General features: G+C 72.2%; 22 protein-coding genes and 1 tRNA gene. 13 read left to right on the top strand and 10 right to left on the bottom strand.

The features are described 5' to 3' along the window. Positions 1-18: 18 nt before the first annotated feature. The gene (locus tag CFP66_RS09490; RefSeq protein WP_158228054.1) at positions 19-672 is read right to left on the bottom strand and encodes a 2-C-methyl-D-erythritol 4-phosphate cytidylyltransferase; all 654 of its coding nucleotides are present in this window, start codon (positions 670-672) and stop codon (positions 19-21) included. A gap of 128 nt (positions 673-800) precedes the next feature. Between CFP66_RS09490 and CFP66_RS09485 the strand changes: the two genes are divergently transcribed. Then, positions 801-3,461 carry a LuxR C-terminal-related transcriptional regulator gene (locus CFP66_RS09485; protein ID WP_233159256.1) on the top strand — a complete coding sequence of 887 codons (2,661 nt, stop codon included), beginning with the start codon at positions 801-803 and terminating at the stop codon, positions 3,459-3,461. A 9-nt stretch (positions 3,462-3,470) separates the two neighbouring features. Here CFP66_RS09485 and CFP66_RS09480 read toward each other — a convergent pair whose 3' ends face one another. The 5 genes from CFP66_RS09480 to CFP66_RS09460 form a co-directional block, all read right to left on the bottom strand. After that, a complete protein-coding gene (locus tag CFP66_RS09480; RefSeq protein ID WP_094922230.1) occupies positions 3,471-4,946 on the bottom strand; it encodes a dynamin family protein in 1,476 nt (491 codons plus the stop codon). Beyond that, positions 4,943-6,772, bottom strand: coding sequence for a dynamin family protein (locus CFP66_RS09475; RefSeq protein ID WP_094922228.1), 1,830 nt, complete (start codon positions 6,770-6,772; stop codon positions 4,943-4,945). The genes CFP66_RS09480 and CFP66_RS09475 overlap by 4 nt, the downstream gene beginning before the upstream one ends. Before the next feature lie 169 nt (positions 6,773-6,941). Further along, on the bottom strand, positions 6,942-7,805 hold the full coding sequence (locus CFP66_RS09470; RefSeq protein WP_094922227.1) for an IniB N-terminal domain-containing protein: 864 nt from the start codon (positions 7,803-7,805) through the stop codon (positions 6,942-6,944). A 526-nt stretch (positions 7,806-8,331) separates the two neighbouring features. After that, a complete protein-coding gene (locus tag CFP66_RS09465; protein ID WP_094922225.1) occupies positions 8,332-8,961 on the bottom strand; it encodes an IniB N-terminal domain-containing protein in 630 nt (209 codons plus the stop codon). 179 nt (positions 8,962-9,140) lie between these two features. Further along, complete coding sequence (locus CFP66_RS09460) at positions 9,141-10,007, bottom strand: IniB N-terminal domain-containing protein (RefSeq protein WP_143517192.1); 867 nt, start codon at positions 10,005-10,007, stop codon at positions 9,141-9,143. Positions 10,008-10,274: 267 nt separating this feature from the next. Here CFP66_RS09460 and CFP66_RS09455 point away from each other — a divergent pair, with 267 nt between their 5' ends. From CFP66_RS09455 to dinB, 5 genes are read left to right on the top strand one after another with little or no spacing between them, the layout of a single operon-like run. Next, positions 10,275-12,233: an Hsp70 family protein gene (locus CFP66_RS09455; protein ID WP_094922222.1), complete on the top strand. Its 1,959-nt coding sequence runs from the start codon at positions 10,275-10,277 to the stop codon at positions 12,231-12,233. Positions 12,234-12,263: 30 nt separating this feature from the next. Beyond that, positions 12,264-12,527, top strand: coding sequence for a hypothetical protein (locus CFP66_RS09450; RefSeq protein WP_143517191.1), 264 nt, complete (start codon positions 12,264-12,266; stop codon positions 12,525-12,527). Between the two features lie 48 nt (positions 12,528-12,575). After that, entirely contained in the window at positions 12,576-13,394 is an 819-nt protein-coding gene (locus CFP66_RS09445; RefSeq protein ID WP_143517190.1) for a hypothetical protein, read from the top strand. 53 nt (positions 13,395-13,447) lie between these two features. Then, entirely contained in the window at positions 13,448-13,795 is a 348-nt protein-coding gene (locus tag CFP66_RS09440) for an MmcQ/YjbR family DNA-binding protein (RefSeq protein ID WP_369804995.1), read from the top strand. A gap of 26 nt (positions 13,796-13,821) precedes the next feature. Continuing rightward, positions 13,822-15,015, top strand: a complete 1,194-nt coding sequence (gene dinB, locus CFP66_RS09435) for a DNA polymerase IV (RefSeq protein WP_094922215.1) — start codon at positions 13,822-13,824, stop codon at positions 15,013-15,015. A gap of 14 nt (positions 15,016-15,029) precedes the next feature. Here the strand turns inward: dinB and CFP66_RS09430 are convergent, their stop codons facing one another. Further along, positions 15,030-15,470: a MarR family winged helix-turn-helix transcriptional regulator gene (locus CFP66_RS09430; protein ID WP_094922214.1), complete on the bottom strand. Its 441-nt coding sequence runs from the start codon at positions 15,468-15,470 to the stop codon at positions 15,030-15,032. Between the two features lie 55 nt (positions 15,471-15,525). On the opposite strand from CFP66_RS09430, the gene CFP66_RS09425 reads away from it, so the two are divergent. Further along, positions 15,526-16,698 (top strand): cytochrome P450, encoded by a 1,173-nt coding sequence (locus tag CFP66_RS09425; protein WP_143517189.1) that lies wholly within the window; start codon positions 15,526-15,528, stop codon positions 16,696-16,698. A gap of 18 nt (positions 16,699-16,716) precedes the next feature. Here CFP66_RS09425 and CFP66_RS09420 read toward each other — a convergent pair whose 3' ends face one another. After that, entirely contained in the window at positions 16,717-17,415 is a 699-nt protein-coding gene (locus CFP66_RS09420) for a class I SAM-dependent methyltransferase (RefSeq protein ID WP_158228053.1), read from the bottom strand. Between the two features lie 40 nt (positions 17,416-17,455). Between CFP66_RS09420 and CFP66_RS48485 the strand changes: the two genes are divergently transcribed. Beyond that, positions 17,456-17,674: a hypothetical protein gene (locus CFP66_RS48485; protein ID WP_198961332.1), complete on the top strand. Its 219-nt coding sequence runs from the start codon at positions 17,456-17,458 to the stop codon at positions 17,672-17,674. 13 nt (positions 17,675-17,687) lie between these two features. After that, positions 17,688-18,236 carry an FAD-dependent monooxygenase gene (locus CFP66_RS09410; RefSeq protein ID WP_233159255.1) on the top strand — a complete coding sequence of 183 codons (549 nt, stop codon included), beginning with the start codon at positions 17,688-17,690 and terminating at the stop codon, positions 18,234-18,236. 377 nt (positions 18,237-18,613) lie between these two features. On the opposite strand, the gene CFP66_RS09405 is transcribed toward CFP66_RS09410, so the two are convergent. Further along, a complete protein-coding gene (locus CFP66_RS09405; RefSeq protein WP_094922209.1) occupies positions 18,614-18,805 on the bottom strand; it encodes a hypothetical protein in 192 nt (63 codons plus the stop codon). Positions 18,806-18,820: 15 nt separating this feature from the next. Here CFP66_RS09405 and CFP66_RS09400 point away from each other — a divergent pair, with 15 nt between their 5' ends. Together CFP66_RS09400 and CFP66_RS09395 are read left to right on the top strand one after the other, a co-directional pair. Next, positions 18,821-19,369, top strand: coding sequence for a DinB family protein (locus CFP66_RS09400; RefSeq protein WP_094922418.1), 549 nt, complete (start codon positions 18,821-18,823; stop codon positions 19,367-19,369). Positions 19,370-19,835: 466 nt separating this feature from the next. Then, entirely contained in the window at positions 19,836-20,291 is a 456-nt protein-coding gene (locus tag CFP66_RS09395; protein WP_094922417.1) for a MarR family transcriptional regulator, read from the top strand. Positions 20,292-20,881: 590 nt separating this feature from the next. Here CFP66_RS09395 and CFP66_RS09390 read toward each other — a convergent pair. Further along, positions 20,882-20,955: transfer RNA gene (locus tag CFP66_RS09390), tRNA-Gly, on the bottom strand. Between the two features lie 182 nt (positions 20,956-21,137). Here CFP66_RS09390 and CFP66_RS09385 point away from each other — a divergent pair. Together CFP66_RS09385 and dcd are read left to right on the top strand one after the other, a co-directional pair. After that, a complete protein-coding gene (locus tag CFP66_RS09385; RefSeq protein WP_094922207.1) occupies positions 21,138-22,268 on the top strand; it encodes a UDP-N-acetylglucosamine 2-epimerase in 1,131 nt (376 codons plus the stop codon). 21 nt (positions 22,269-22,289) lie between these two features. Then, a complete protein-coding gene (gene dcd, locus CFP66_RS09380; protein ID WP_094922206.1) occupies positions 22,290-22,871 on the top strand; it encodes a dCTP deaminase in 582 nt (193 codons plus the stop codon). Positions 22,872-22,910: the final 39 nt, after the last annotated feature.

The raw sequence follows: 22,910 nt of genomic DNA, 5'->3' as shown, positions 1-22,910 counted from the left end.
AGTGCAGTGCTGGTCCGGTCAGCAAATCTCACGAAACGTCAGACTCTCGGCTATCGCCAGTTCTGCCCGTGTTGTGACATGGACGTTGCGGACATCACCGGCAACGGTGACGACCCCGTACCCGCGCTCCACGACCAGGCCGGAGTTCTCCACCGGACGGGGCCGGTCGGCGTGCACGGCACGCAGCGCACCGGCGCGGAACGCCTGCGGGGTCTGCGTCAGCACGAGGTCGTGCTTCGGCAGCGTCTCGTGGACACGGCCGTCGGCCACGCGCTGGACGACCTCCAGGATCGGGACGACCGGCACCGCCCCGTCCGCGCCCTCGCGCACCGCCGCGATCACCGATCGGAACAGCGCGTCGGACGCGAGCGGGTGGGCGGGGTCGGCCACCACGACGACCGCGGCGTCGGGAGGCAGCGTGGCGAGCCCCGCGCGCAACGACTCCGACTGGTGGTCGCCGCCCTCGGCGAAGGAGTCGACCGGCTCGCCCGTCCACCCGTGTCCGGACGGCAGGACGAGCGCGACGCCGTCGCAGGTGCGGCGGGCGGCGGCGACGGTCCGGTCGACCATGCGCACCCCGCCGACCGGCTCGAACTGCTTCGGCCGGTCGCCGAACCGGCGTGCCGCTCCGCCGGCGAGCACGATGCACCAAACGGGTCCGTCCGCGTCCATCCGCCTCCGCTCCGCCACTCTCCTCGGGGGGCCGAATCGTCCCATCTCGCCCGTTCGGGGGATGGGGTGGGCACGTGCTGCAACCGCCCGATGCTGAGACGGGGACCACGCTGAGTACCCTGCGAGCAGTGTCGACGCGAACCCAGCCGGCGCCCAGAACGCCGGAGAGGCTGCTCGCGGGTTCGCCCGTGGCGCGGCGCCTCGTGCACGAGGCAGCCGCGCGTTCGGCAGCGGTACGTCGCGTCGACCTGATCGGCCCTGGTGGTCACGGCAAGTCCGTGCTGCTCGACGCGCTCGCCGCGGCCTTCGCCGCCGCCGGGGCCACCGTCGTCCGCGATCTGCCCGGGTCGGTCGCGCTCGGTGCCGACGACGTGCTGCTGCTCGACGACGCCCACCTGCTCGGGCCGGACGAGCTGGAGCACCTCGCCGCGCTGGCTGCGGCACCCGGCGGGCACCTCGTGGTCGCTCACCGCCCGTGGCCGCGCCCCACCGGCACCGCCGCGCTCGGAGCGGCGCTCGCCGCGGCCCGCCCACCGGTGGTGCTGGGTGCCCTTGACCGCACCGGCGTCGCCGCCCGGGCCACGCTGCACCTCGGCGCCGAGCACCCGCCCGTCGAGCTGGTCGACCACGTGCTCGAGCGCACCGCAGGCGTGCCCGGCCTCGTCGACCGCCTGCTCGCCGCCCTCGTGGAGGAGGCGGGGCCGGACCGGCGCTCGGTTCCGCTGCCCGACCGGCCGCCCGCGGGTCTGCTGGTGCAGCTCGGCTACGTCCTGCACGGACTGGGTGACGACGTCTGCGGGCTGCTGCTGGCCCGCGCGCTCGGCGCTCCGCTGGAGGCCGAGGTCCTGGTGCCGCTGCTCGGGCTCGCCGACGACGGCGCGGCGCGGCTCGACGAGCAGTTGGAGGCCGCCCGGGCGGCCGGTGTGCTCACGACCGAGGGCGGGGCGATCCCGCTCGTGTCGGCCGCGGTGCTGGCGCGCACCCCGCAGGCGTCGCGGGTGGAGTTGCGGCGCGCGCTGGCCGAGATCGAGTTGAACCGGGGCGGCAGCGTGCTCACCGCCGCACGCGGCCTGCTCGGCACCGGAGCCAGCGGCGCGCGGATCGCCGAGGTCTTCACCACCGCGGCCGGGGAAGCGCTGCGCATCGGGTCGTCCTCGGCGGGTGAGCTGCTCGACGCGGCGGTGCGCGCCGGCGGCTCCGCGCTCGGGCTGGCCGCGCAGCGGGCCGAGGCCGCGGTGCTCACGGGGGACCTCGAGCTGGCCCTCACCCAGGCCGACCAGGTGCTGTCGGCTCCCGAGCAGGTGCCGCCCGGGGAGGCCGTACGGGCCGGCACGGTGGCGGCTGCCGTGCTCGCGCACCGCGGCATGCTCGCGCGCAGCGCGGAGCTGTACCGCTGGATGGGCACCGCGCTGGGGCCGGAGTTGGGCAGCGCGGCCGTGCTGGCCGTGCCCGCGTTGATCGGCACCGGCGCTCTCGACGAGGCCCGCAAGGTGCTGCACGCTCCCCCGTCCGCCGCCGGTGCCCCGCCCCGCCCGCCGACCTTGCTCGCCGGTGCCGAGGAGCTCATGGCCCACGGCGTCTACGACTCGGTCGCCGGATCGCCGACGGCCGCGCTGTCGCAGCTGACGCGCGCGGCGTCGTTGCTGGAGTCCTCGCAGCGGGCTGCGCTCCTGCCGGACACCCCCGCTGCTCTCGCCGCGCTCGTCGCCGTGCACTGCGGGGAGCTCGACGTCGCCCAGTCGGTGCTGGAGCGCGCGCTGCGGGTGCGGCTGGGCGGGCGCGGAGCGGTCACCCGCCACCGGCTGCTGCTCGGCTGGATCGCGCTGTTCCGGGGGGCGACGCCGGCGGCGCGCTCGGCCCTGGCCGCCGCATCCCCGCCGGGCGCCCGGCTCGAGCCCCGCGACGAGCTGCTGGCCGCAGCTCTCGACGTCGCGCTCGCCCGCCGGGCCGGTGACCTCGCGGTACTGATGACGGCCTGGGGCCGCGCGCGCGAGGCGATCGTCCGCCACCCCGTCGACCTGTTCGTGCTGCAGCAGCTCGGGGAGCTCTGGATGGCCGCCACCCGGCTACGGGAGGCGAGCTGGGTGCGTCCGCACCTGGACGAGGCGGCCGAGCTGCTCGCCCGGCTCGGTGATCCGGCGCTGTGGGCGGCCCCGCTGCACTGGGCGGGGCTGCAGGCGGCGATCCTCTCGGAGAGCCGGGAGGCCGCGCAGCGGCACGCGGCAGCGCTGGAGACGGCGGCGGGCGCCAGCCGGTACGCGGCGGCGATGGCCGCTGCCGCACCGCACTGGGTGGGCATGCTCGACTCCGAGGTCGACGCCGCCGGGGTGGAGGCGGCGGCGCGTGGCCTGCACGCCGTCGGGATGGCGTGGGAGGGCGGGAAGCTCGCCGGCCAGGCCGCGATCCGGACCCGCGACCGCAAGGCGATGACCGCCCTGCTCGGCTGCGCCCGCGCCCTGCAGAGCAGCGGCCCGGCAGTGCGCGCCGTGGCGGTCGACGCGGATGCCGCAATCGCCACCGCCCCGGGCGGCATCCCGGTCACCCCCGCGGCAGAGCCCGAGACGCCGGACACCGCCCCGGAAGGAGACGGTCCCCTCAGCGAGCGCGAGCGGGAGGTGGCCGGGCTCGTCCTCGAGGGCCTGACCTACAAGCAGATCGGCGAGCGGCTGTTCATCTCGGCGAAGACCGTGGAGCACCACGTGGCCCGGATGCGCCAGCGCCTCGGCTCGGGCAGCCGCGGCGAGCTGTTCGCCCACCTGCGCCAGATCGTCGGCCCCGGCACGGACTAGCGGGCGGGGTCAGCGGGGCAGGCTCGCCAGCACTCCCTCGCAGCTGCGGACCACCAGCCGGGCCACGTCGGACACCGCGCGGCTGGACATCGGGCTCTCGGCGCGCCGCTGCCAGCGGCCGGCCGCGTCGATCGCGGCGTCCCACAGCTCCTGCGGCCCCGCGTCGGGCTCCAGGCCCAGCCGGGCCGCGGGCGCCCCTCCGTCGCCGCCGAGCAGCCGCTCGGCCTCCTGCACCGCCTCCTTCGGGAGCTTGACGGCGCCCGCCCGCAGGGTGGAGAGCAGCCTCAGCTCCGCGAACTCGTGGGCGCCGGCGAGGATGCGCTCCAGCTCGGCCTGCAACGGCGCGGCGGACGGGCGCGGCTCGCGGGACAGCACCAGGTCGACGGCCAGCAGTGCCGAGCGCGCCTTGAGCAGGTCCCGGCGCTCGGCGAACTGGGTGACGAGCACGCTGCGCAGCTCGTCGAGCCCGCTGCGCTTGACGAGCTCGGACGCGATCGTGTTCGGGTCGGTCATGCCCTGGCGGATGAGCGTGGTGCTCAGCCGCACCCCGAACAGCCCGAACCTCTCCATGAGCTTGGCGCGCGTCTCGGCGTCAGGAGTGTCGAGTTCGGTGCGGGAGAAACGGTCCGCGGACAGCAACATCGACTCGATGTCGGAGCGCGGCAGGGCGGCGAGCGCGGTGAGCGCCGTGAACTCGTGCTGGCGCATCGTGCGGCCCGTCTGCGCGAGCAGACCCGCCACCGGCACGACCGTCTGGCACAGACCGCGGATCTTGTCGTCCGCCCGGTAGCGCCGCGCGATCCGGCGTGCCGAGGTCAGCGCGTCGAGCCGGCCGACGCCGATCTCGTCGGCGCGCGACAGCACGCCGATCGTGTTGATCGGGGTGGCCCGCGCCACGCCCTGGTCGAAGAACGACTCGAGGAAGCGGACGTCGGTGGCGTGCAGGTGCCGCATCAGGTAGACGACGGCATCGGCCTGGGTGGGCGCGTCCTCGGGAGCGAGGAACGCGCCTGCTCGCGCCGAGGTGTCGGCCGACAGGGACGCGATCCCGGGCGTGTCGATCAGCGTCTGGGCCCGCAGGTTCTGCGACGGCCACTGGACCTCGAGCTTCTCGAGCTCCTCCACGGGCGTGCCGCGCAGGTCGAACGACAGCCCGCCGCCCGCCCGGTTGATCGTGAGCTGCTGTGGTGGCGCGGCGCGCGGGAACATCGTGACCTTGGGGATCTGCGCGTCGATGTACCACGTGACCACGCGGGTGCACTCGCCCGCGTCGGTGGGCGCGATCTCCTCGCCGACGAGCGCGTTGAGCAGCGTGGACTTGCCGGCCTTGACCTTGCCGGCGATCGCGACGCGCAGCGGCTCCTCGAAGCGCTGCAGGTTGTGCTGCAGCCAGCCGACCGCCTGCGGGCTGTCCTGGTAGGCCTCGATGGTGCGCCGCAGCAGGACGCGCACGACCGAACCGAGCGGCGGTGCCGGGGTACTCATGCGGCTCCCCCCGCCGACACGGCCGCGGGCCGCTTGTCGCTCACCAGCGCACGGGCCCGCTCGGCGAGACCGTTGACCCGCCCGATCTCGGCCTTGAGATCGCGGATGCGTCTCTCGCGCTCGGAACTGCTGGTCTTCACGGCGCTCTGCGCCGCGTTGACCGACGCGGAGATGGAGGTGCTGACCTCCTCGGCGAGCGCGCTGAAGTGGTCGCGCAGCTGGCGCTGCGTCCGGCGCAGCATGTCGCGGGAGTCCTTCCCGACCTGGAAAGTGACCTCGTCGATGTGCTTGCGCACGCCGTTCTTCGCGTCCGAGCGACGCTTCTGCAACATCCGCTTGCGCTCGTCGCGCACCGACTTGATGCCCAGCAGCACGCCGGCGGGGGCGCCGGCGAAGATCGGCAAGCCCGCGAAGGTGCCCAGCATCCCGAACATCAACATGCCGCCGTACCCGCCGCGCATGCCGGTGAGCAGCGTGTTGCCGATCCCGGTGTTCTCGTGCTCCGGCTCCGCGAGCGGGTCGACCTTGCCCGCGATGCCCTCCTCGTCGAAGCGCAGTTTCGGGAGCGCGACGTCGGCTCCTTCGGCGAAGTGCTCGGCCACTTGGGTGGCCAGCCAGCGGGCCCGTTCGGCCGCCCACACGAAGTTGGCCGAGGACGCCGAGGAGATCTGCTGGTGGAACCACTCGGTGAACTGTTCCCACACCTCGGCGGGGTCGCCGTCATCGATCAGCTGCTCGGCCTCGCGCCCGATCGAGCGCAGCCGGTCGCGCAGGTCGTACTCGATGTCGGACTGCAGGTCGGCGACACCGTCGTTCAAGGTGAGCTGCCAGCGCGAGGAGCGCTGCTTGAGCTCGTCGGCGCGGGACTTCGCCCTGGTCAGATCCTGGACCAGGGCGTCCATCCGCTCGGGGTCCTGCTGCACGGCGAGCTCGGCCCTCATGCCCGAGGCCAGCTGTTCGGAGATCGAGATGACGTCCTGGCTGGTGGAGCGGCGGTCGAGCTCGTCGGACTGCGCCACCACCTTGCGCAGCAGGTAGTCGACCAGCGGCTTGAACCCCGACTCGTCCATCAGCGCGGCGTCCTGCGTCTTCGCGGCGTGCAGCCGCAGCACCGACGAGACCGGGAAGATCTCGGCCTCGACCCCCGCCCGGGCCAGGTGCCCGCGGTCGAGCTCCTCGATCCGCCGCCAGTGCGGGTAGAGGTCGGTCTTGGTGAGCACGCAGGCGACGTTCGGGCACAGCTTCATGGCCGCGTCGAGGAACTCGAGCTCCGGGCCGGTGTACTCCTGCGCGGCGTCCGAGACGAGCAGGACGGCGTCCGCACTGGGCAGCGCGGACATCGTGGCTGCGCCGTGGGCGGACCCGAGGCCACCCACGCCCGGGGTGTCGACGAGCACCAGACCGCCGGCCAGCAGCTTGCGCGGCAGACCCACCTCGGCGTAGCTGAGCCTCGCCTTGTTGCCCGGGTTGCCGGCCTCCGAGACGTGCTGGACGAGCTGGCCCGCCGACACCGCGGTGCGTTCGTCGGGGCTGCTCTCCGACTCGCTCTCGCGGACGACGACGGCCTCGGTGGACTCGGCGTACTTGACCACCGTGGGAACGGCGGTGGCGATGTCGTCGTCGACCGGGCAGACCGGTGCGTTGACCAGCGCGTTGACCAGCTGGCTCTTGCCTTGCTTGAACTCGCCGACGATGAGTACCCGCACATCGGGGTCGGCCAGCCGCTTGCGGGTCTGCAGCAGCCTTCCCCCGAGGTCCGGACGGTCGTAGGCGGTGGTCGCCTTCAGCGCGAGGTCGACCAGGTCGACCGCTGCCGGAACCGCCACGTCGTCCCTGCCTCCCCCATCGTCGGATCATGCCTGTCCCGTGCGCCGGACCGGGCCCGGTACGACACCGGGCCCCGCCACCTCGGGGTGTCCCGGACAGTGGCGGGGCCGGCGGCGGTTCATGCGGCAGGCTACAACGCGGCACTCGCGGCGCTGCGACCCGTGACGGTCACACGACCTGGGTGTGGATCGACTCCTCGGTCTCGTTGTTGCTGTTCTCGGTGGTCTCGCTGGTGTCGTTGTAGGAATCGTCGATCGAGTAGTCGGTGTTCTCGGTGGTCTCGGTGGTGTCGTTGAACGAGTCGTCGACCGAGTTCTCGCTGTTGTCGTTGCCCGAGTCCTCGACGGAGTTGTCGACGGAGTTGTCGGTGTTGTCCACCGTCGAGTCGCCGCCGACGGCCACCGAGCCGCCGTCGTCGACGCTGACGTCGCCGTCGATGTCCGTGGAGGTGGAGTCGCCGTCGCCGAAGCTGGTGGTGTTGTCGTCACCGGTGACGGTCTCGTTGTCGTCCCCGGTGACGTTGCCGTCGCCCGAGATGTTGTCGTCCCCGACGACGTTGTCGTCGCCCGTGACGATCTCGGAGTCCTCGATGTCGTCGCCGGCCGCGACGGCGCCGTCGCCGGAGGCGACCGTGGAGTCGATGTCGATGTCCTGGTCGAAGTCGCCGCCGCCGGTGTCGATCTGCTGGTTCACCGAGTTGTCGGTGATGGTGTCGCGGTCGTCGATGTGGTTGTTGGTGATGTAGGTGTTCAGGTACTGGACGGCGGCCTCGTGGTCGCTCTCGCCGGGCTCCGGCTGCGGGGCCGGCGGGGGCGGCGGGATGTGGACGGTGTTGCCGCCGGTGTTGTAGTCGCGGTCGAAGTCCGCGTCCTGGTTGTCCTGCAGCAGCACCAGCGCCTCGCGGATGTCGTCGGGCGCGACGTCTCCGCAGGAGGAGAGGTAGCCCTCGGGGTCGTCGCGGTAGGCGTCGAGTGCGCTCGGGTCCCGCAGAAGGTTGAGAAGGAGCTCGATCAGCGTGGTCGAGGACGTCATGGGAAGGCTCATCTCCTGATCGGTGGGAGTGCCGGTGCCGGGGTGATCCGGCGTTGGGGAGAACGCTATGACGATCAGCCGCCGCGGCCATCGGGGATCGGCCAGAGACTGGACGATGGCCCGTACGGGGATCGGAGCACCGGATCGTAGGGGGTTCGGGGTCCTCGCCCAACCCCCTGACCGGGGGTTCCGGGGTCTGCGACTGCGGAGACGCGCGCGGACACGGGCCGCGAGGCAGCGGTCGCGAGCCGGGAAAGGCGCGTCCGCGGGAGGTTTGCATGGTCACATCGACACCAGGGCCGTCGGATCGCCCGGCATCAGCGCTGACGTCGACCTGATCAGGAAACGCCTGGATCGGCGGAAGTGGCGCCACAGCGACAGATCGAGCGTCTTGCCGGATCGGGCCGGCGAATGCCTGTGGTGATCGCTGCGAGAAGCAGCTGACCGCCGTCGCGACAGCACCCACGCGCCGCTCGGCCCGATCACCAGGCCGTGATCACTGCACGGCGCCGGTGATGCGGTGGCGTCACGCTCCGGCGGAGAGCTCCGGGCCGGGGCCCTGGGCCGGGTCCTCCCCGTCGGAGCCACTGCTGTCCGGGTCGGGGCCTTCGGGATAGGTGCTCTCCGGGTCGATGTCGTCGAGACCGGCGTCGAGACCTGCGTCGAGGGCGAAGGCGGACGCGTCCGGATCGCCGTACGCCCCGAGGTCGTGCCCGCCGAGGTCGAATCCGTCGGCGCCGGCGGCGTGGAGGCCGGTGGCACCCGCCCCGTAGCCGAGGTCCTCGCCCGCGCCGAACTCGTCGAGCGGCGCCTCCGGGGCGGCCGGCGTGATCACGGCAGCATCCGGGTCGAGGTCGGCCCACGGATCTGCGGTCGCGGGGGGCTGCGGGTCGTCGAGGTAGCGGGCCAGGTACTCGACGGCGGCCTCGTGCCCGTCACCCGCGGGCGGCGGGGGCGGCGGGGCGGCGTCGAGGGTGAAGTCGACCGTCTGGTTGTCCTGCACGAGCACGAGCGCGTCGTGCACGTCGGCCGGGCTGAGGTCGGAGAGGCCGTGGCCGGCGAGGGTGCCCTGGGGGTCCTGCGCGAAGGAGCTGCGCAGCTCGGCGTCGGCGTGCAGCGCCTGCAGGAACTCCATCAAGGACAGCGTCTCGGCCATCGGGGTCGTCTCCGGTGCTCGTGGGGTCGGACAACGGTATGTCCGGGATGGGGTGTGGCCATCGGGGATGCGCCACCGTCCCCCGGACCGGTGTTAGGGGATCCGTCCCTCGGGGGCCCTGACATGGAACGGCCCCGCCGCCGGTGTGACCGGCGGCGGGGCCTGCGGGATTCCGCGGATCAGGCCTGGATCTCGACCTCGTGGTTGTGGTCGACCTCGTTGTTGCTGTCCTCGGTGGACTCGTTGCTGCTGTTGTACGAGTCGTCGATGTCGTAGTCGGTGTTCTCGGTGGTCTCGGTGGAGTCGTTGAACGAGTCCTCGACCGAGTTCTCGCTGTTGTCGTTGAACGAGTCCTCGACGGAGTTGTCCTCGGAGTTGTCCGAGTTGTCGACCTCCGAGTCGCCACCGACGGCGAACGAGCCACCGTCACCGACGCTGACGTCACCGTCGATCTCGGTGGAGGTGGCGTCACCGTCGCCGAAGCTGGTGGTGTTGCCGTCGCCGTTCACCACGTCGTTGCCGTCGCCGGTGACGTTGCCGTCGCCGTCGATGTTGCCGTCGCCGACCGTGTTGCCGTTGCCGGACACGATCTCCGAGTCCTCGATGTCGTCGCCGGCCGCCACGGCGCCGTCGCCCGACGCGACGGTCGAGTCGACGTCGATGTCCTGGTCGAAGTCGCCGCCGCCGGTGTCGATCTGCTGGTTCACCGAGTTGTCGGTGATGGTGTCGCGGTCGTCGGTGTAGTTGTTCGTGATGTAGCGGTTGATGTACTCCACGGCCGACTCGGAGTCGCCGTCGTCGCCGTGGTTCACCGGCTCCGGCGCGGCGACGTTGATCTCGTTGCCGCCGGTGTCGTAGTTGCGGTCGAAGCTGGCGTCCTGGTTGTCCTCCTGCATGAGGACCAGGGCGTCGTGGACGTCGTCGCCGCTCAGGTGGCCGAGGCCGGCGTCGTCGAGGGCCTTGTCCGGGTTCTCGGCGAAGTCCTCGCGGGCCTCGTCGTTCCAGATGAGGCTCCGCAGGAACTCCAGAAGGTTCATGTCAGCCATGTCGTGTTTCCCCTCAAGTCGGTGTCGGCGGCTGGGTGGACCGCGTTGCTGCAAAAGCTAGGGGCTCGGGGGTGGGGGGCCATCGGGGATCGCACAGGGTTGCGGGAGGGGCCCGTTCGGGGATGCCCCGGGGCACCCGATAGGGGGATTGAGGGGTTTCATGATCGCTCTGGTACCGCCGTAAGGGGGGCTAACGATGGCGCGGGATCGCGCGATGCGAGGGTGGAGGTGGCCTGGAGGCCGACTGTCGGGGGTGAGGGGAAGGCCATGAGCTACCAGCTCGGGATCGATCTGGGCACCACGTACACGGCGGCTGCGGTCTGCCGGTCCTCCGATCGACGGTGGGTCGAGCCCGAAGTCGTGACGCTGGGTAGCCGGAGCGCCACGGTCCCGTCCGTGATCTTCGTGGCTCCCGACGGTGCGGTCGTGGTCGGCGAGGCCGCCGAGCGTCGTGCCGTCACCGACTTCGATCGTGTCGTGCGCGAGTTCAAGCGCCGTATCGGCGACCCCACGCCGGTGATGGTCGCCGGGCGGGCATGGGCCCCCCAGGAACTGTCGGCTCGACTCGTCCGCTGGGTGGTGGACAGGGTCGCCGAACGCGAGGGCGGACCCGCCGACCGGATCGCGGTCACGCACCCCGCGGCATGGGGCTCGCACAAGAAGGACCTCCTCGGATCCGCCCTCGCGGGCCAGGGGCTCACCGTCACGTTCCTCGCCGAGCCGCAGGCCGCGGCGCTGTCCTACTCCGCCAACGAGCGGGTGGGTGGTGGATCCACGATCGCCGTGTACGACCTCGGCGGCGGCACGTTCGACGCGGCGGTGGTGCGCAAGGGCGACCCGTCGGCGCCGGGCGGCGCCGCGGGGTTCGGGCTGCTGGGCAGGGCGCACGGCCTGGAGCGGCTCGGGGGCATCGACTTCGACGAAGCGGTCTTCGAGCACGTCATCGAAGGCATGCCGGACGCGTTCGCGGAGCTGGACGACTCCGACCCGGCCGTGCTCTCGGCCGTGGCCCGGCTGCGGCGCGACTGCACGGAGGCCAAGGAGGCGTTGAGCAGCGATACCGAGGTGTCGATCCCGGTGATGCTGCCGTCCGCCCGCGGCTCGGTGCGGCTGCACCGCAGCGAGTTCGAGGCGATGATCCGGCCGCAGCTGGAGGAGACCGTCTCGGCCCTGCGCTCCGCGGTCGGCTCGGCGGGCGCGGCGCCTGATCAGCTCACCGCCGTGCTGCTCGTCGGGGGTTCGTCGCGGATCCCGCTCGTGGGCCAGTTGGTCTCGGAACAGCTCGGCAGGCCGGTCGCGGTGGACGCCGACCCCAAGAACGCGATCGCCAAGGGCGCCGCGCTCGCCATCTCGCCCCAGCCGACCGCGTCGTGGCCGGGTGTCTCGATCCCGCCGGTCCCCGCTGCGGCGGCGGCTCAGGGTCTCCCCCAGGCCCCGCCTCCGCGACCTGGCATGGGGGCGCCGCCGCCCGGGGGGCGGCACGGGGGTGGCCCCGGCGCGCCGTACGCCCCAGCGGGTGTGCCCGGCGCGCCGTACGCCGCGGGCGGCACCCCGCCGCGCGGCAGCGGGCCCGCCTCCCACGCCGCGGGCCCGATGTACGACGACGCGGAACCCCCCACGACGGAGCTGGCCCAGGTGGGGCCCCCACCGCCGGCCCGTCCGCCGGCGGACCCCGAGCCGGACGACTGGGACTACGGGCCCGAACCCGAGCCGCGGCGCAGGCCCAACGGGATGCTGATCGGGCTCGGCGCGTTGTTGGCCGTCGCGGCCGTGGTCGCGGCGGTCGTGTGGTGGCCGACCGGCTCGACCGGAGCCGGCGTCGACGCCGGGAGCGACGGTTCGCTCACCACCTCCGACTCCGCGCCCGCGGAGGACGAGTCGAGCGGGAGCGGCTCCGGTGGCTCCGCCGGTTCCGGCGGGGAGGACCCCGCTCCGCCGGCCCCCGGCACGTCGGCTCCGGAGGAGACCACCGCACCGGCGCCGACCAGCGAGGACGAGCCGCCCGCCGACGAGGAACCCACCACGAAGCCGTCGACGAAGCCGTCGAGCACGGCCGGGAGCGGTGACGACTCGGGATCCGACGCGGACACCGGTGGCGATTCCGGGGGAGGCGCGGATAACGACAGCGACGCCTCCGGCGATAATGCTTCGGGTGCGGACGGTGCCGGGGGCGGCACCGTCGGTGAGGTGCCGGTCGCACCCACCGAGGTTTCCGCGCCGGTGTAACGGCGCGAGTATGTGAAGGGGAGTACCGCTGTGGTGCGGTTGGGGGCGATGGTCGTGGCCATGGAGCTGGTGGCCGTCGTGATGGCTTACGGCTACTTCGGGTGGCCGGTGCTGTTGATCGGGGCGCCCGCCGTGGTGGGCACCACAGCGGTCCTGGTCTTCGTGCGCGCGTCGGAGGCCCCGCGGCGCAAGTTGCAGGCGCACCGCGCGGCCCGGTGGGACCCGGAGGCGGCGCTGCCCGGCGGCCTGATGAGCGGGTTCTTCGACCTCTCGAAGCAGCGGCAGCAGAGCTGACCCCACCGACCTGCGCGGTGCGCTCGGCCGTGGGGCATGCTGAACGCCGTGCTGGTGGGGATCCTGTTCGCCGCCGTGGCGATGGTCCTCAACAGCTGCGGCGCGCTGCTACAGGCCCATGGCGCTCGGCGGGCCACGCGCGCGCGGCCCGCGATCGTGCAGCCGCGGTACCTCGGCGGGATGCTCGTGGACCTCGTCGCGTGGGGCTGCACGGTCATGGCGCTGCGGGTGTTGCCCGTGTTCGCCGTGCAGGCCGTCATCGGAGGCACGATCGCGCTCACCGCGCTGGTCGGCGCCCGGATGATCGGCGCCCGGCTGCCGGTCACCACCCGGCTGGCCGTCGCGGGGTGCCTCGCGGGCCTCGTGCTGGTGGCCGCCAGCGCGGGTAACGAGCAGCCGCCGCTGCACCGTCCCGGCGTCGACGTGGTGCTGCTGGTGTCGGTGCTCCTGCTCGGTGTGGCGGTGCTCGTGCTGCGGCAGGGCAAGCACGCGTGGCCGCTCGCGGTGGTCTCGGGTCTCGGCTTCGGCGGTGGCGCCGTCTCCGTCCGGGCCGCGCACGTGCAGACCGGGGAGGGCTTCGACCTCGCGCTGCTGCTCGGCCAGCCGTCCACGTACCTCGTGATCGGGTTCTGGCTGTTCGGCATGGTGGGCTACACCGCGGCTCTCGGCCGGGGCGACGTCGGAGCGGTCACGGCCGTCTTCACGGTCACCGAGGTGCTCGTGCCCGGCATGGTCGGGATCTGGTTGCTCGGGGACCCGGTCCGGCCCGGCTGGGGGTGGGTGCTGGCGCTCGGTCTCGCCGCAGCGCTCGCCGGCACGGTGGTGATCGCGAAGGCTCCGCCCCTACGACCCCGACGCACGCGCTAGTGGCTCCGGTTCCTTCATGACGAGGCGGCGCGCGGGGGTCCACGATGGCCGTCATGGAGTGGCAGGACGTGGTGGCGATCGCCCGCAGGCTGCCGGAGGTCGAGGAGTCGACCTCCTACGGCACCCCCGCGCTGAAGGTGAAGGGCAAGGGCTTCGCGCGGTTGCGCAGTGAGGCCGAGGGCGGGCTCGTGCTGATGTGTCAGCTGGACGAGAAGGAGGCGTTGCTGGCCTCCGGTGACCCGGCGTTCTACACGACACCGCACTACGAGGGCTACGGGGCGATCCTCGTCGACCTCGAGGCGGTTGCCCGCGACCAGCTGGTGGAGCTCATCGAGGAGGCGTGGCGGGCGAAGGCGCCGGTCCGGGTCCGGAAGGCGTTCGACGCCCCTCCCGACGGGTGACGGTTGTCGGGGTCGGATGCGAACATGTGTTCGTGTCCGAGGCGTCCATCCTCCACGCCGATCTCGACGCGTTCTACGCCTCCGTGGAGCAGCGCGACGATCCCCGCCTGCGCGGGCGCCCCGTGATCGTCGGCGGCGGGGTCGTCCTCGCGGCCAGCTACGAGGCGAAGGCGTGCGGGGTGGCCACCGCGATGGGCGGGCGGCAGGCCCGGGCGCTGTGCCCGCAGGCGGTCGTCGTGCCGCCGCGGATGGCGGCGTACTCCACGGCCAGCAAGGTGGTCTTCGAGGTGTTCCGCGACACGACCCCGCTGGTGGAAGGGCTCTCGATCGACGAGGCGTTCCTCGACGTGGGGGGCCTGCGGCGGATCGCGGGCGCTCCGGTCGAGATCGCCACGCGGTTGCGCCGCGAGGTGCGCGAGCGGGCGGGCCTGCCGATCACGGTGGGCGTCGCGCGCACGAAGTTCCTGGCCAAGGTCGCCAGCGGTGTCGCCAAGCCCGACGGGCTGCTGCTCGTGCCGCCCGACGGGGAGCTGGCGTTCCTGCACCCGCTGGCGGTCGAGCGGCTCTGGGGTGTCGGCGCGATCACCGCGGCGAAGCTGCGCGAGTACGGCATCGGCACCGTCGGCGAGGTGGCGGCGCTGCCGGAGTCGGTGCTGGTCTCGGTGCTCGGGCGCGGGCTGGGGCGCCACCTCCACGCCCTCGCGCGGGGTAGCGACCCGCGCCACGTCGTGGTGAGTCGCCGGCGGGGATCGATCGGTTCGCAACGGGCCATCGGGCGCGGGCCGCACACCCCCGAGTTCCTCGACGCGGTGGTCGTGGGCCTCGTCGACCGGGTCACCCGGCGGATGCGCCGGGCCCACCGGGTGGGACGCACCGTCGTGGTGCGGCTGCGTTTCGCCGACTATTCGCGCGTGTCGCGCTCCCACTCCCTGGCGCAACCGACGTCCGGCACCGGCGAGGTGCTCGCCGCGGTCCGGGCGCTCGTGGCCCGGGCGCGGCCGCTGATCCGGGAGCGCGGGCTCACGCTGGTCGGGATCGCGGTGGGCAACCTCGACGACGACGCCGTGGTCCAGCTCGAGCTGCCGTTCGACGAAGGCGACGCCGACGCCCTCGACACCGCTCTCGACTCGGTGCACGAGCGCTTCGGCACGAGCGCGGTCACCCGGGCCGTCCTGTTGGGCCGTGACCAGGGCGTGTCGGTGCCGCTGCTGCCCGACTGACCACGAGTGGATGATCAGCAGCTACCGGAGCCGCTCAGTTCCTTGAACCGGGCCAGCACCGCCTCGAGGGCCTCGACGTAGGAGTCGAACAGCACGGGCGGCATGTGCGCGAACAGCGCGTCGGCCAGCTCGTGGCGGCCCCGGACCATCGCCTCCGCGGTGGCCCGTCCTCGAGCGGTCGGCGTGACGAGGGTGGCCCTGCGGTCGGTCGGGTGCGCCTCGCGCGTCACGAACCCGGTCTCGACGAGCGCGTCGACGATCCCGGTGATGTTGCGGGCGGTCACGCCGAGCGCCTCGGCGAGCGTGCGCTGCGGCACCGGGCCGCGCTGGTGCAGCTCCCACAGCAGGTGCGCGCGCGATCGGGTCAGGCCGTCGCCGGCCAGCCCGCGCTCCATGTCCTCGTTCACGAGCACGGCCAGTTCCAGCGTGCGGCTCAGCGCCTCGTCGACACCCATCAACGCTCCAGATGATGTATAAGCTTCACTATGTGCTAGCTTCAGTTTAGCGACGATGACCTCGGAGGTGCTCGTGGACACGCCCACCCTTCTCCTCGACCGGCCCGTCGCGTTCGGGCCGACGCCCGCCTACGCCGAGCTGCGCGCCGTCGCTCCCGCGATGCGGGTGCTGACGCCGGCCGGTGAGCCGGCGTGGGCGGTCGTGGACGCCGCGACCGCCCGCCAGGTCCTCTCCGACGAGCGGTTCCTGATGACGCCTCCGGGCTCGCCGGACACCGGGTCGCTGCACTCCGACGGGCCCTCGCACGCCCGCCTGCGCAGGCTGGTGGCGCGAGCGTTCACCCCCCGCGCCGTCGAGGGTCTCCGACCATGGGTCGCGCAGCACGCGGCGGACCTCGTCGAGGACCTGGAGCGGCGCGGGCCGGGCAGCGATTTCGTCGCCACCGTCGCGCGACCGCTGCCGCTCGGCGTCACCGAGCACATGCTGGGGATCCGGGTGGCGGACCGCCGCAAGTTCCACCACTGGACGGATGCGGTGTCCGGCCTCACGGCCGGTGCCACGGGTTCTGACGCCGAACGGGCGTGGGAGGAGTTCGCCGGCTTCCTGGGTGGCGTGATCGCCGAGAAGCGGGCGGAACCGGGCGAGGACCTGCTCTGCCACCTGATCGCGGTGCGCGACACCGACGACGGTCGGCTCGACGACCGCGAGCTGCTCACCACGGTGCTCGCACTCGTGGCCGGGGGCTACCTGACCGTCGCGAACGCGCTCTCCATCGGCATCGTCAAGATCGTGGCGGCCGGTGGTCTCGCGGGTCTCGACGAGCCCGGTGCGGCCGCGCGGGCGGCCGAGGAGGTGGTGCGCCTGCAGATCGGGCTCTCCGGAGAGGCCTTCCCGCGTTGGGCGCGCGAGGAGGTGCAGCTCGCAGGCGTGACGATCGCGGCGGGCGAGCAGGTGCTGGTGCGTCTCGAGGCGGCCAACCACGACCCGGCGCGCTTCGTCGACCCGGAGCGGTTCGACCGGGACCGCGACCCCAACCCGCACGTGGGATTCGGCCACGGGCCGCACCACTGCATCGGAGCCTCGCTCGCCCGCATCGAGCTCGCCGCCGCCCTCGCCGCCCTGGCACGCAGGCTGTCCGGCCTCGCGCTCGCGTGCCCCCCGGAGGAGGTGCCGTGGACCGGCAACCCCCTCGACGACGGACCCGCGTCGCTCCCGGTCACGTGGTGAGGTCCGCGGGATGTGCGCTCAGCGGCTGGCGAGCACGAGCGCACCGCGCTTGGTGACCGGTAGCGGCAGCGGGCCCCGTGCGGCCACTCCGTCGGCCAGCCGTTCGGCCTCGTCCGCGGCGACGAACCGGGCCCGCAGGTAGTCGCGCACCGCGTCGCGGTCGGGCAGCGTGACGAGTGGCGCGTCCCACGCGTCCGTGGTGACGGGCCCGAAGACCCCCGCCACCACCTCCGGTGCCTCCTCCGCGTCGAAGGGGGTGCGCCCGGGACGCCAGAACGGAGCCAGCTCGGGCGAGTCCGCACGCGCCACGGCGCCTGCGACGAGCAGGCCGCTGGGGCGCAGAACCCGGTGCGCCTCCCGCAGCGCGACCGCGGGCCGGTCGAGGTGATCGAGCACGTTGATGCTGACGACGGCGTCCACGCGCGTGTCGCGCACGGGAAGGGCGGTGACGTCGCCGTGCAGGACCGGGCCGTGCCGGCCGGCGGCCCGGAGCGCCGGTGCAGCGGCATCCAGCCCTACGACCCGCAGCGCGGTGCCCGCCGCGGCCGCCGCGAGCGCTCCGTCGCCGCAGCCGGCGTCGAGCACGACGCGCGCACCGGCACTGACCAGGTGCTCGACGACCCGGATCTGCAGGTCCGCGCGCGAGTGCTCGGCCGCGAGACGCATGCCGAGGCGGTACCGCTCCGGATCGGCGTCGTAGTCGCGAGGTGTCGGCACGTCGGCATGGTGCCACCGGGGCGACCCTGTCCTCGCGGTCATGCCGAAGATCCACGTGACGGTGTGGGACGGTCCGGAGGGTGCTGACCGAGCGGTCTTCGTCCACGGTTCGACGACCTGGGGGACGTCCGCGTTCGCCCGGCAACGCCCGCTGACGTCGGAGCACCGGCTGGAGCTGGTGGACCGCCGGGGTTACGGGCGCAGCCCCGCCCTCGAGGTGCTGGACGGCGAGGGCGCCCATCGAGATCCTCAAAGGTGACGGGATCCGGGCGTTGCGTGCCGCGGGTATAGACGCGTTCCGCGACAAAGTCGTGCGGCTTGCTCCGTTCCTCGCCGACCGGGTCGGCGAGATCGAGTCCGTCGACGCGCTCAGCTTCCTTGACGTGCGGGTCGATCGGCTGCGCCGCTGGCACGTGCCGGGCATGCTGGTCATCGGGGACGCCGCGCACTGTGTGTCGCCCGTTGGCGGAGTCGGGGTGAACCTCGCCGTGCAGGACGCGGTCGCCGCGGCGAACACCCTTGTCGAGCCATTGCTCCGGTGCCAGCGCGAAGGGATCCCAGTACCCCGATCGGCCCTGGCGGCGGTCCAGCGGCGCAGAACACTGCCCACGACCACGATTCAGCTGCTGCAACGCGCCGCGCTGCGGGTCGACCTCAACGGTGGGACGGCCGGGACTGATATGGGAACCGACGATGGTGCCGGGGCAGGTGCCGGTCTCGTCGGCAAACTCATGGGGTGGGTGATCGCCTACGGCATCTGGCCGGAACGCGTGCGCGACAAACGAATCCTGACCCCAGCCGGCGGCGAGACCGCGCGGTGAAACCCGCGGCGCTACCCGCACTCCCCGTCGCCGCGGCGAGCGCCGGCTGTCACGGTCGCGCTGACGTGGTGCTCGACGGCGAGCCGATGCGCCTCGCGTGGGGAAACCCAGCGCGACCTCCGCCCATGCGAGGCCTCCGAGGGCACTTCCTCACGAAGTCCCACCGGTACTCGACGACGTCCGGCGCCATCCTGCAAGTCAGGTTCGGCCACCGCGACCACGCCGAACGAGAACTCGCCCTCGCCGAGCGCAACCGACAGCAGCGGCGGAGGCGTTCGTCCGGTGCCGTGTCGTGTCAGGCAGTCGCAGAGTGGAGCTGTACCGAATGTGTATCGGGTGGGCTGCCGGAGCCAGGCTCCCGGTGCGGCGGTCCACTGTCAGCCTTCTGGCTGTCGGGTGCTCGACCGGTATGCGCCGCGCAGGATCAGTTCGGTCGCAGCCACCACGGCATCTGCCGGGACCGCGTCCGGGTCGAGGGCGCGTTGGATGGCCAGGCCGTCCTCCAGTGCGTGCACCACGAGGGCGGGGAAGGATGCCTCCTTGGCATCGATTCCCCACTCGTGGGCCACGGTGATCGAGCACCGATGACCGAGACCCTCACCGTCCTACGCAACCAGTTCGAACTCGTGTGGGCCCTGGCCGAGGTGCACCTCGGCCAGCTCACTGACGACGACTTGCTGTGGGAGCCCGCCACCAACCACTGGACCGTCCGGCGCAGCGAAGACGGCAGCTGGATCCCGGACTGGGACCTCGACGAGGCCGGCCGCGAACCCGATCCCGTGCCGGCACTGACCGGCGCATGGGTGAGTTGGCACCTCGGGTGGTGGTGGACGACCACGCGTGACCACCTACGCGGCCTCGATCCGCCGCGCCGCGAGGACGTGCCCTGGCCCGGATCCGCCACCGGGACAATCGAGTGGCTGCGCGGACTTGCCGATGACTGGCGCACCCTGCTCGGCGACCTCGGCAACAACACGAACGCGCTCGACGCCCCCGCCCCGTTCCCGTGGCCACCCGACTCAGGCCACTCGATCGGGGACACCCTCGCCTGGGCCAACGCCGAGCTCATGAAGAACGTCGCCGAGATCGGCCAACTCCGAATGCTGCGCACTGCGGACAGGATCGAGATGTGAGGACTCGCTTCGGCTGATCGGCTCGCCACGGCGCCGACGCCGGTGGACTCGGCGCTCATTTGTACCGAGTCTGTCCCCCGGCACCTCCATACAGCGGGTGTGCGAGACATGGCCAGAGGGCGGCGCGGACCGGCGCGAGCACCACCGGCGCGGCTGTTGGCGTCTCGTGCGGAAGACTCCCACGCTTTCGAGGTCTGCCGATGAGTGTCTGCTGGAAGCTGTATGAGTCTCGACCTGGGACGCTGCTTCCCGACGACTGCCACCGGACTGAGCCGGACCGGAGCGAATGAGACTACGACTGAGAATGCTGAAGATCATCATCGCAGGGCGAGCGGGCTTAAGGTTGCCTTGACCTGCGAAGGAGGCTAGTCAGCACCGTCTGCGCGAGTTCTGCTTGACCTCAACCTAAGTTGAGCTTCTAACGTGGTCATGGCACCCACCTCACGAAGGAGCTCACGCCGTGGTCATGCACAAATACAGCACAGAAGAACTCGCCGCTCAGCCAATTGGCTACTGGAGCGGCGTTGTTTACCGAGCCGTAACGGACCGCATCCGGGCTTCTCTCGGCGAGGAACAGCTCACGCAACCTCATTGGTGGACGCTCAACCACGTTTCCGGTGCACCAGGCACCTGGGACCGCGGTCGGCTGGCAGAGAAGTTGCTTCCCTACGCTGACGCCGATGTGGACTTTGGTCCCGTCTTCGACGACCTCATCTCGCGCGCCTGGTTGACGGAAGCCTCGGACGGAGCCCTGACGCTCTCGGAGGCGGGAGAAGCAGGCCTGGTCCGCGCGCGCGATCGAAACGCCCTATCGCACGCGCTGATCCACGACGGCATTGCTCCCGAGCAGTACGCCGCGTGCGTAAACGTGCTCCGGAGGATGGTTGCCAACCTCGGTGGCGACGGGAACCTTCCTCGGTAGTGGCGATCTCCTCGCGGCCCGGCTGGCTCTGGCGCGCCGTGAGGAGATCGCTGCCGCACCGCAGCTCCCCCTGATCTCTGAGCGGTGCCGGGTCCGGGCAGCGCCCGGGTTCTTCTCGTCGTGCTCGTCGGCGGTCGCGCTGATGATCGGGCTTTGGTATGAGGTCGCGTCTATCGGTGGGAGCGGGGCCGGCGCGACATCGCCCCGGACGGCAGCACGGTGCGCATCGCGTTCGCGCGCACAGAGATGATCGGGCGCGGCATCGTCGTCGGGCCGCCGAAGTCCCGGACCGGCGTGCGGGAAATCGCAAGTGCCGGCGGCCGTCCGGCCCGACCTCGTCGAGCACCTGGCCGAGTTCGTCGAGCCGGCGGAGGATGCCTTGGTCTTCACGGGCGTGCAGGGGAGGGCACTGCGCCGTGGCGCATGGAGCCAGCGCGTGAAGTGGCCCGAGCTCGTGACGACGATGACGACGGCCCGGTGGCTATGGTCCCCGTTGCCTAGTTGCCGGGCCGTTGCTGTGGAGCCGGATGGCCCGTCAACGACGAAGGCCCAGTTCGGAGGGAAACACCCTCTGACCTGGGCCTTTTGTCTGGAGCGGATGACGGGAATCGAACCCGCGTATTCAGCTTGGGAAGCTGATGTTCTACCATTGAACTACATCCGCATGGCGCTCCGGCTAGCCTAGCAGCTCACTCTCGGTAGTCGGCAAGGTCTCCTCCGTACCGCCAACAGAGTGGTTCTCGCCCTCCCGGACTCGTCAGATGAGGCGAACCCTCGACGCCTGGTCAATGCCCGGTTCACACTCCATGCACCTCGTTCTGCCAGCTCCCCGGCGAAGGACCCAGCATGACCGAGTTCGAACCGCCATTGGGCGGCCTGCCCGTCCCGGAGCACGATCACGACATCCTGCTGATCGCCGGAAGCCGCCCCGAAGTCGCGCGCCTCGCGCCCATCGCGACCGCGTTCAACGACGCCGACCGGATCCAGGCCCTCACCGTGGCGACCGGCCCGGACCCGATGACCGTGCACGAGGCGTTCGAGGCACTGGGGGTGCCGGCCGACGTCACGCAGCTGCTGCGCGAACCACCGGATCCCCAGCCGGCCGCGATCGCGGCCCTGCTGATGACGCGGATCGACGAGCTGCTCGTCGACCTGGATCCGTCGGCGGTCATGGTCTACGGCGGCGGGATGACGCCCGCGGTGGCCGCCCAGGTGGCGTTCTGGCGGCAGATCCCGGTGGTGCACCTGCAGAGCGGTGTCGCCACCGACGACCTGCTCTGCCCGTTCCCCCAGGAGGCCAACCGGCGGATCATCGGGCAGCTCGCGTCGCTGTTCCTCACCACCGGCGATTCCGGGCTCGGGAGCCAGGCCGGGCCGAACGCCATCACCGTCGGCGACACGATGACCGTCAACCCGCAGCCCGCCGACCTGCGGTTCGCCCGGCTCGTGCGGCGGGTCCGGGCGAACGGGCCGCGGCTGGTGCTCGTCGGGCTGGACCGGCCCGATTCGCTCGGTGTCCTCGCCGGGCTGCCCGAGCTGCTCGACGGCGAGCCGGAGATCGAGGTCGTCGTCTTCGGGGAGTTGGCGAGCCACGGGGCCGCGTACCCCTTGCTGCACCACGATCGGGCCACCGTCGTGCGCTCGTTGCCGCTCGCGGAGCTCGTGCAGCTCGTCGCGGCCAGCGCGGTACTGGTGTCCGACGACCCGGAGCTGGTGGCCGACGCGCCCGGCCTCGGCACGCCCGCCGTGCTCGTCGACGGGCCGCACGTCCCGGAGCCGGGCGATTCGATCCGCAGCATCCTGAGCCCCGACGTCATGACCACGGTGCGCCAGGTGCTCGCCGCGGCCGGGATCACGCCCACCCCTCCCGCGGACGGGCTCGCTGCCGCCCGTGTCGAGCAGGCCGTCGCCTGGATGTTCGGGCTCTGCCCGTCGCCGCTGCTCACCTCGCCGTTCCCGAGCAACACCGAGGTATGAGGGCATCGCTACCCTGATCGCGTGTTGCTGTCGGACGGAGACCTGCGCAAGGAACTCGACGCGGGTCGGCTGGTGCTCGATCCGTGGGACGAGGCGATGCTCCAGCCGTCGAGCGTCGACGTGCGGCTGGACCGCTTCTTCCGCGTGTTCCAGAACTCGCGGTACACCCACATCGATCCGGCGCAGCAGCAGGACGATCTGACCTCGCCCGTCGAGACCGAGGGCGACGACCCGTTCGTGCTGCACCCGGGCGAGTTCGTGCTGGGGTCGACGTTCGAGGAGGTGTCCCTCCCGGACGACCTCGCCGGTCGCCTCGAGGGCAAGAGCTCCCTGGGGCGCCTCGGCCTGCTCACACACTCGACGGCCGGGTTCATCGACCCGGGGTTCACCGGGCACATCACGTTGGAGCTGTCCAACGTCGCGAACCTGCCGATCACGCTCTGGCCGGGGATGAAGATCGGGCAGCTGTGCCTGTTCCGGCTCTCCAACCCGGCCGAGCGGCCCTACGGCAGCAGCGGCGTCGGCTCCCGCTACCAGGGGCAGCGCGGGCCCACACCGTCACGGGCGCACCTGAACTTCCACCGCGCCGACACCCGCCGCTGATCTTTCCCGGGTCGTCCCTCTGCGGTGCAGTGGCCTGCC

Origin of the sequence: Pseudonocardia sp. MH-G8 (assembly GCF_002262885.1) — a bacterium.
GTDB lineage: Bacteria > Actinomycetota > Actinomycetes > Mycobacteriales > Pseudonocardiaceae > Pseudonocardia.
This window is presented reverse-complemented; position numbering and strand designations above follow the sequence as displayed.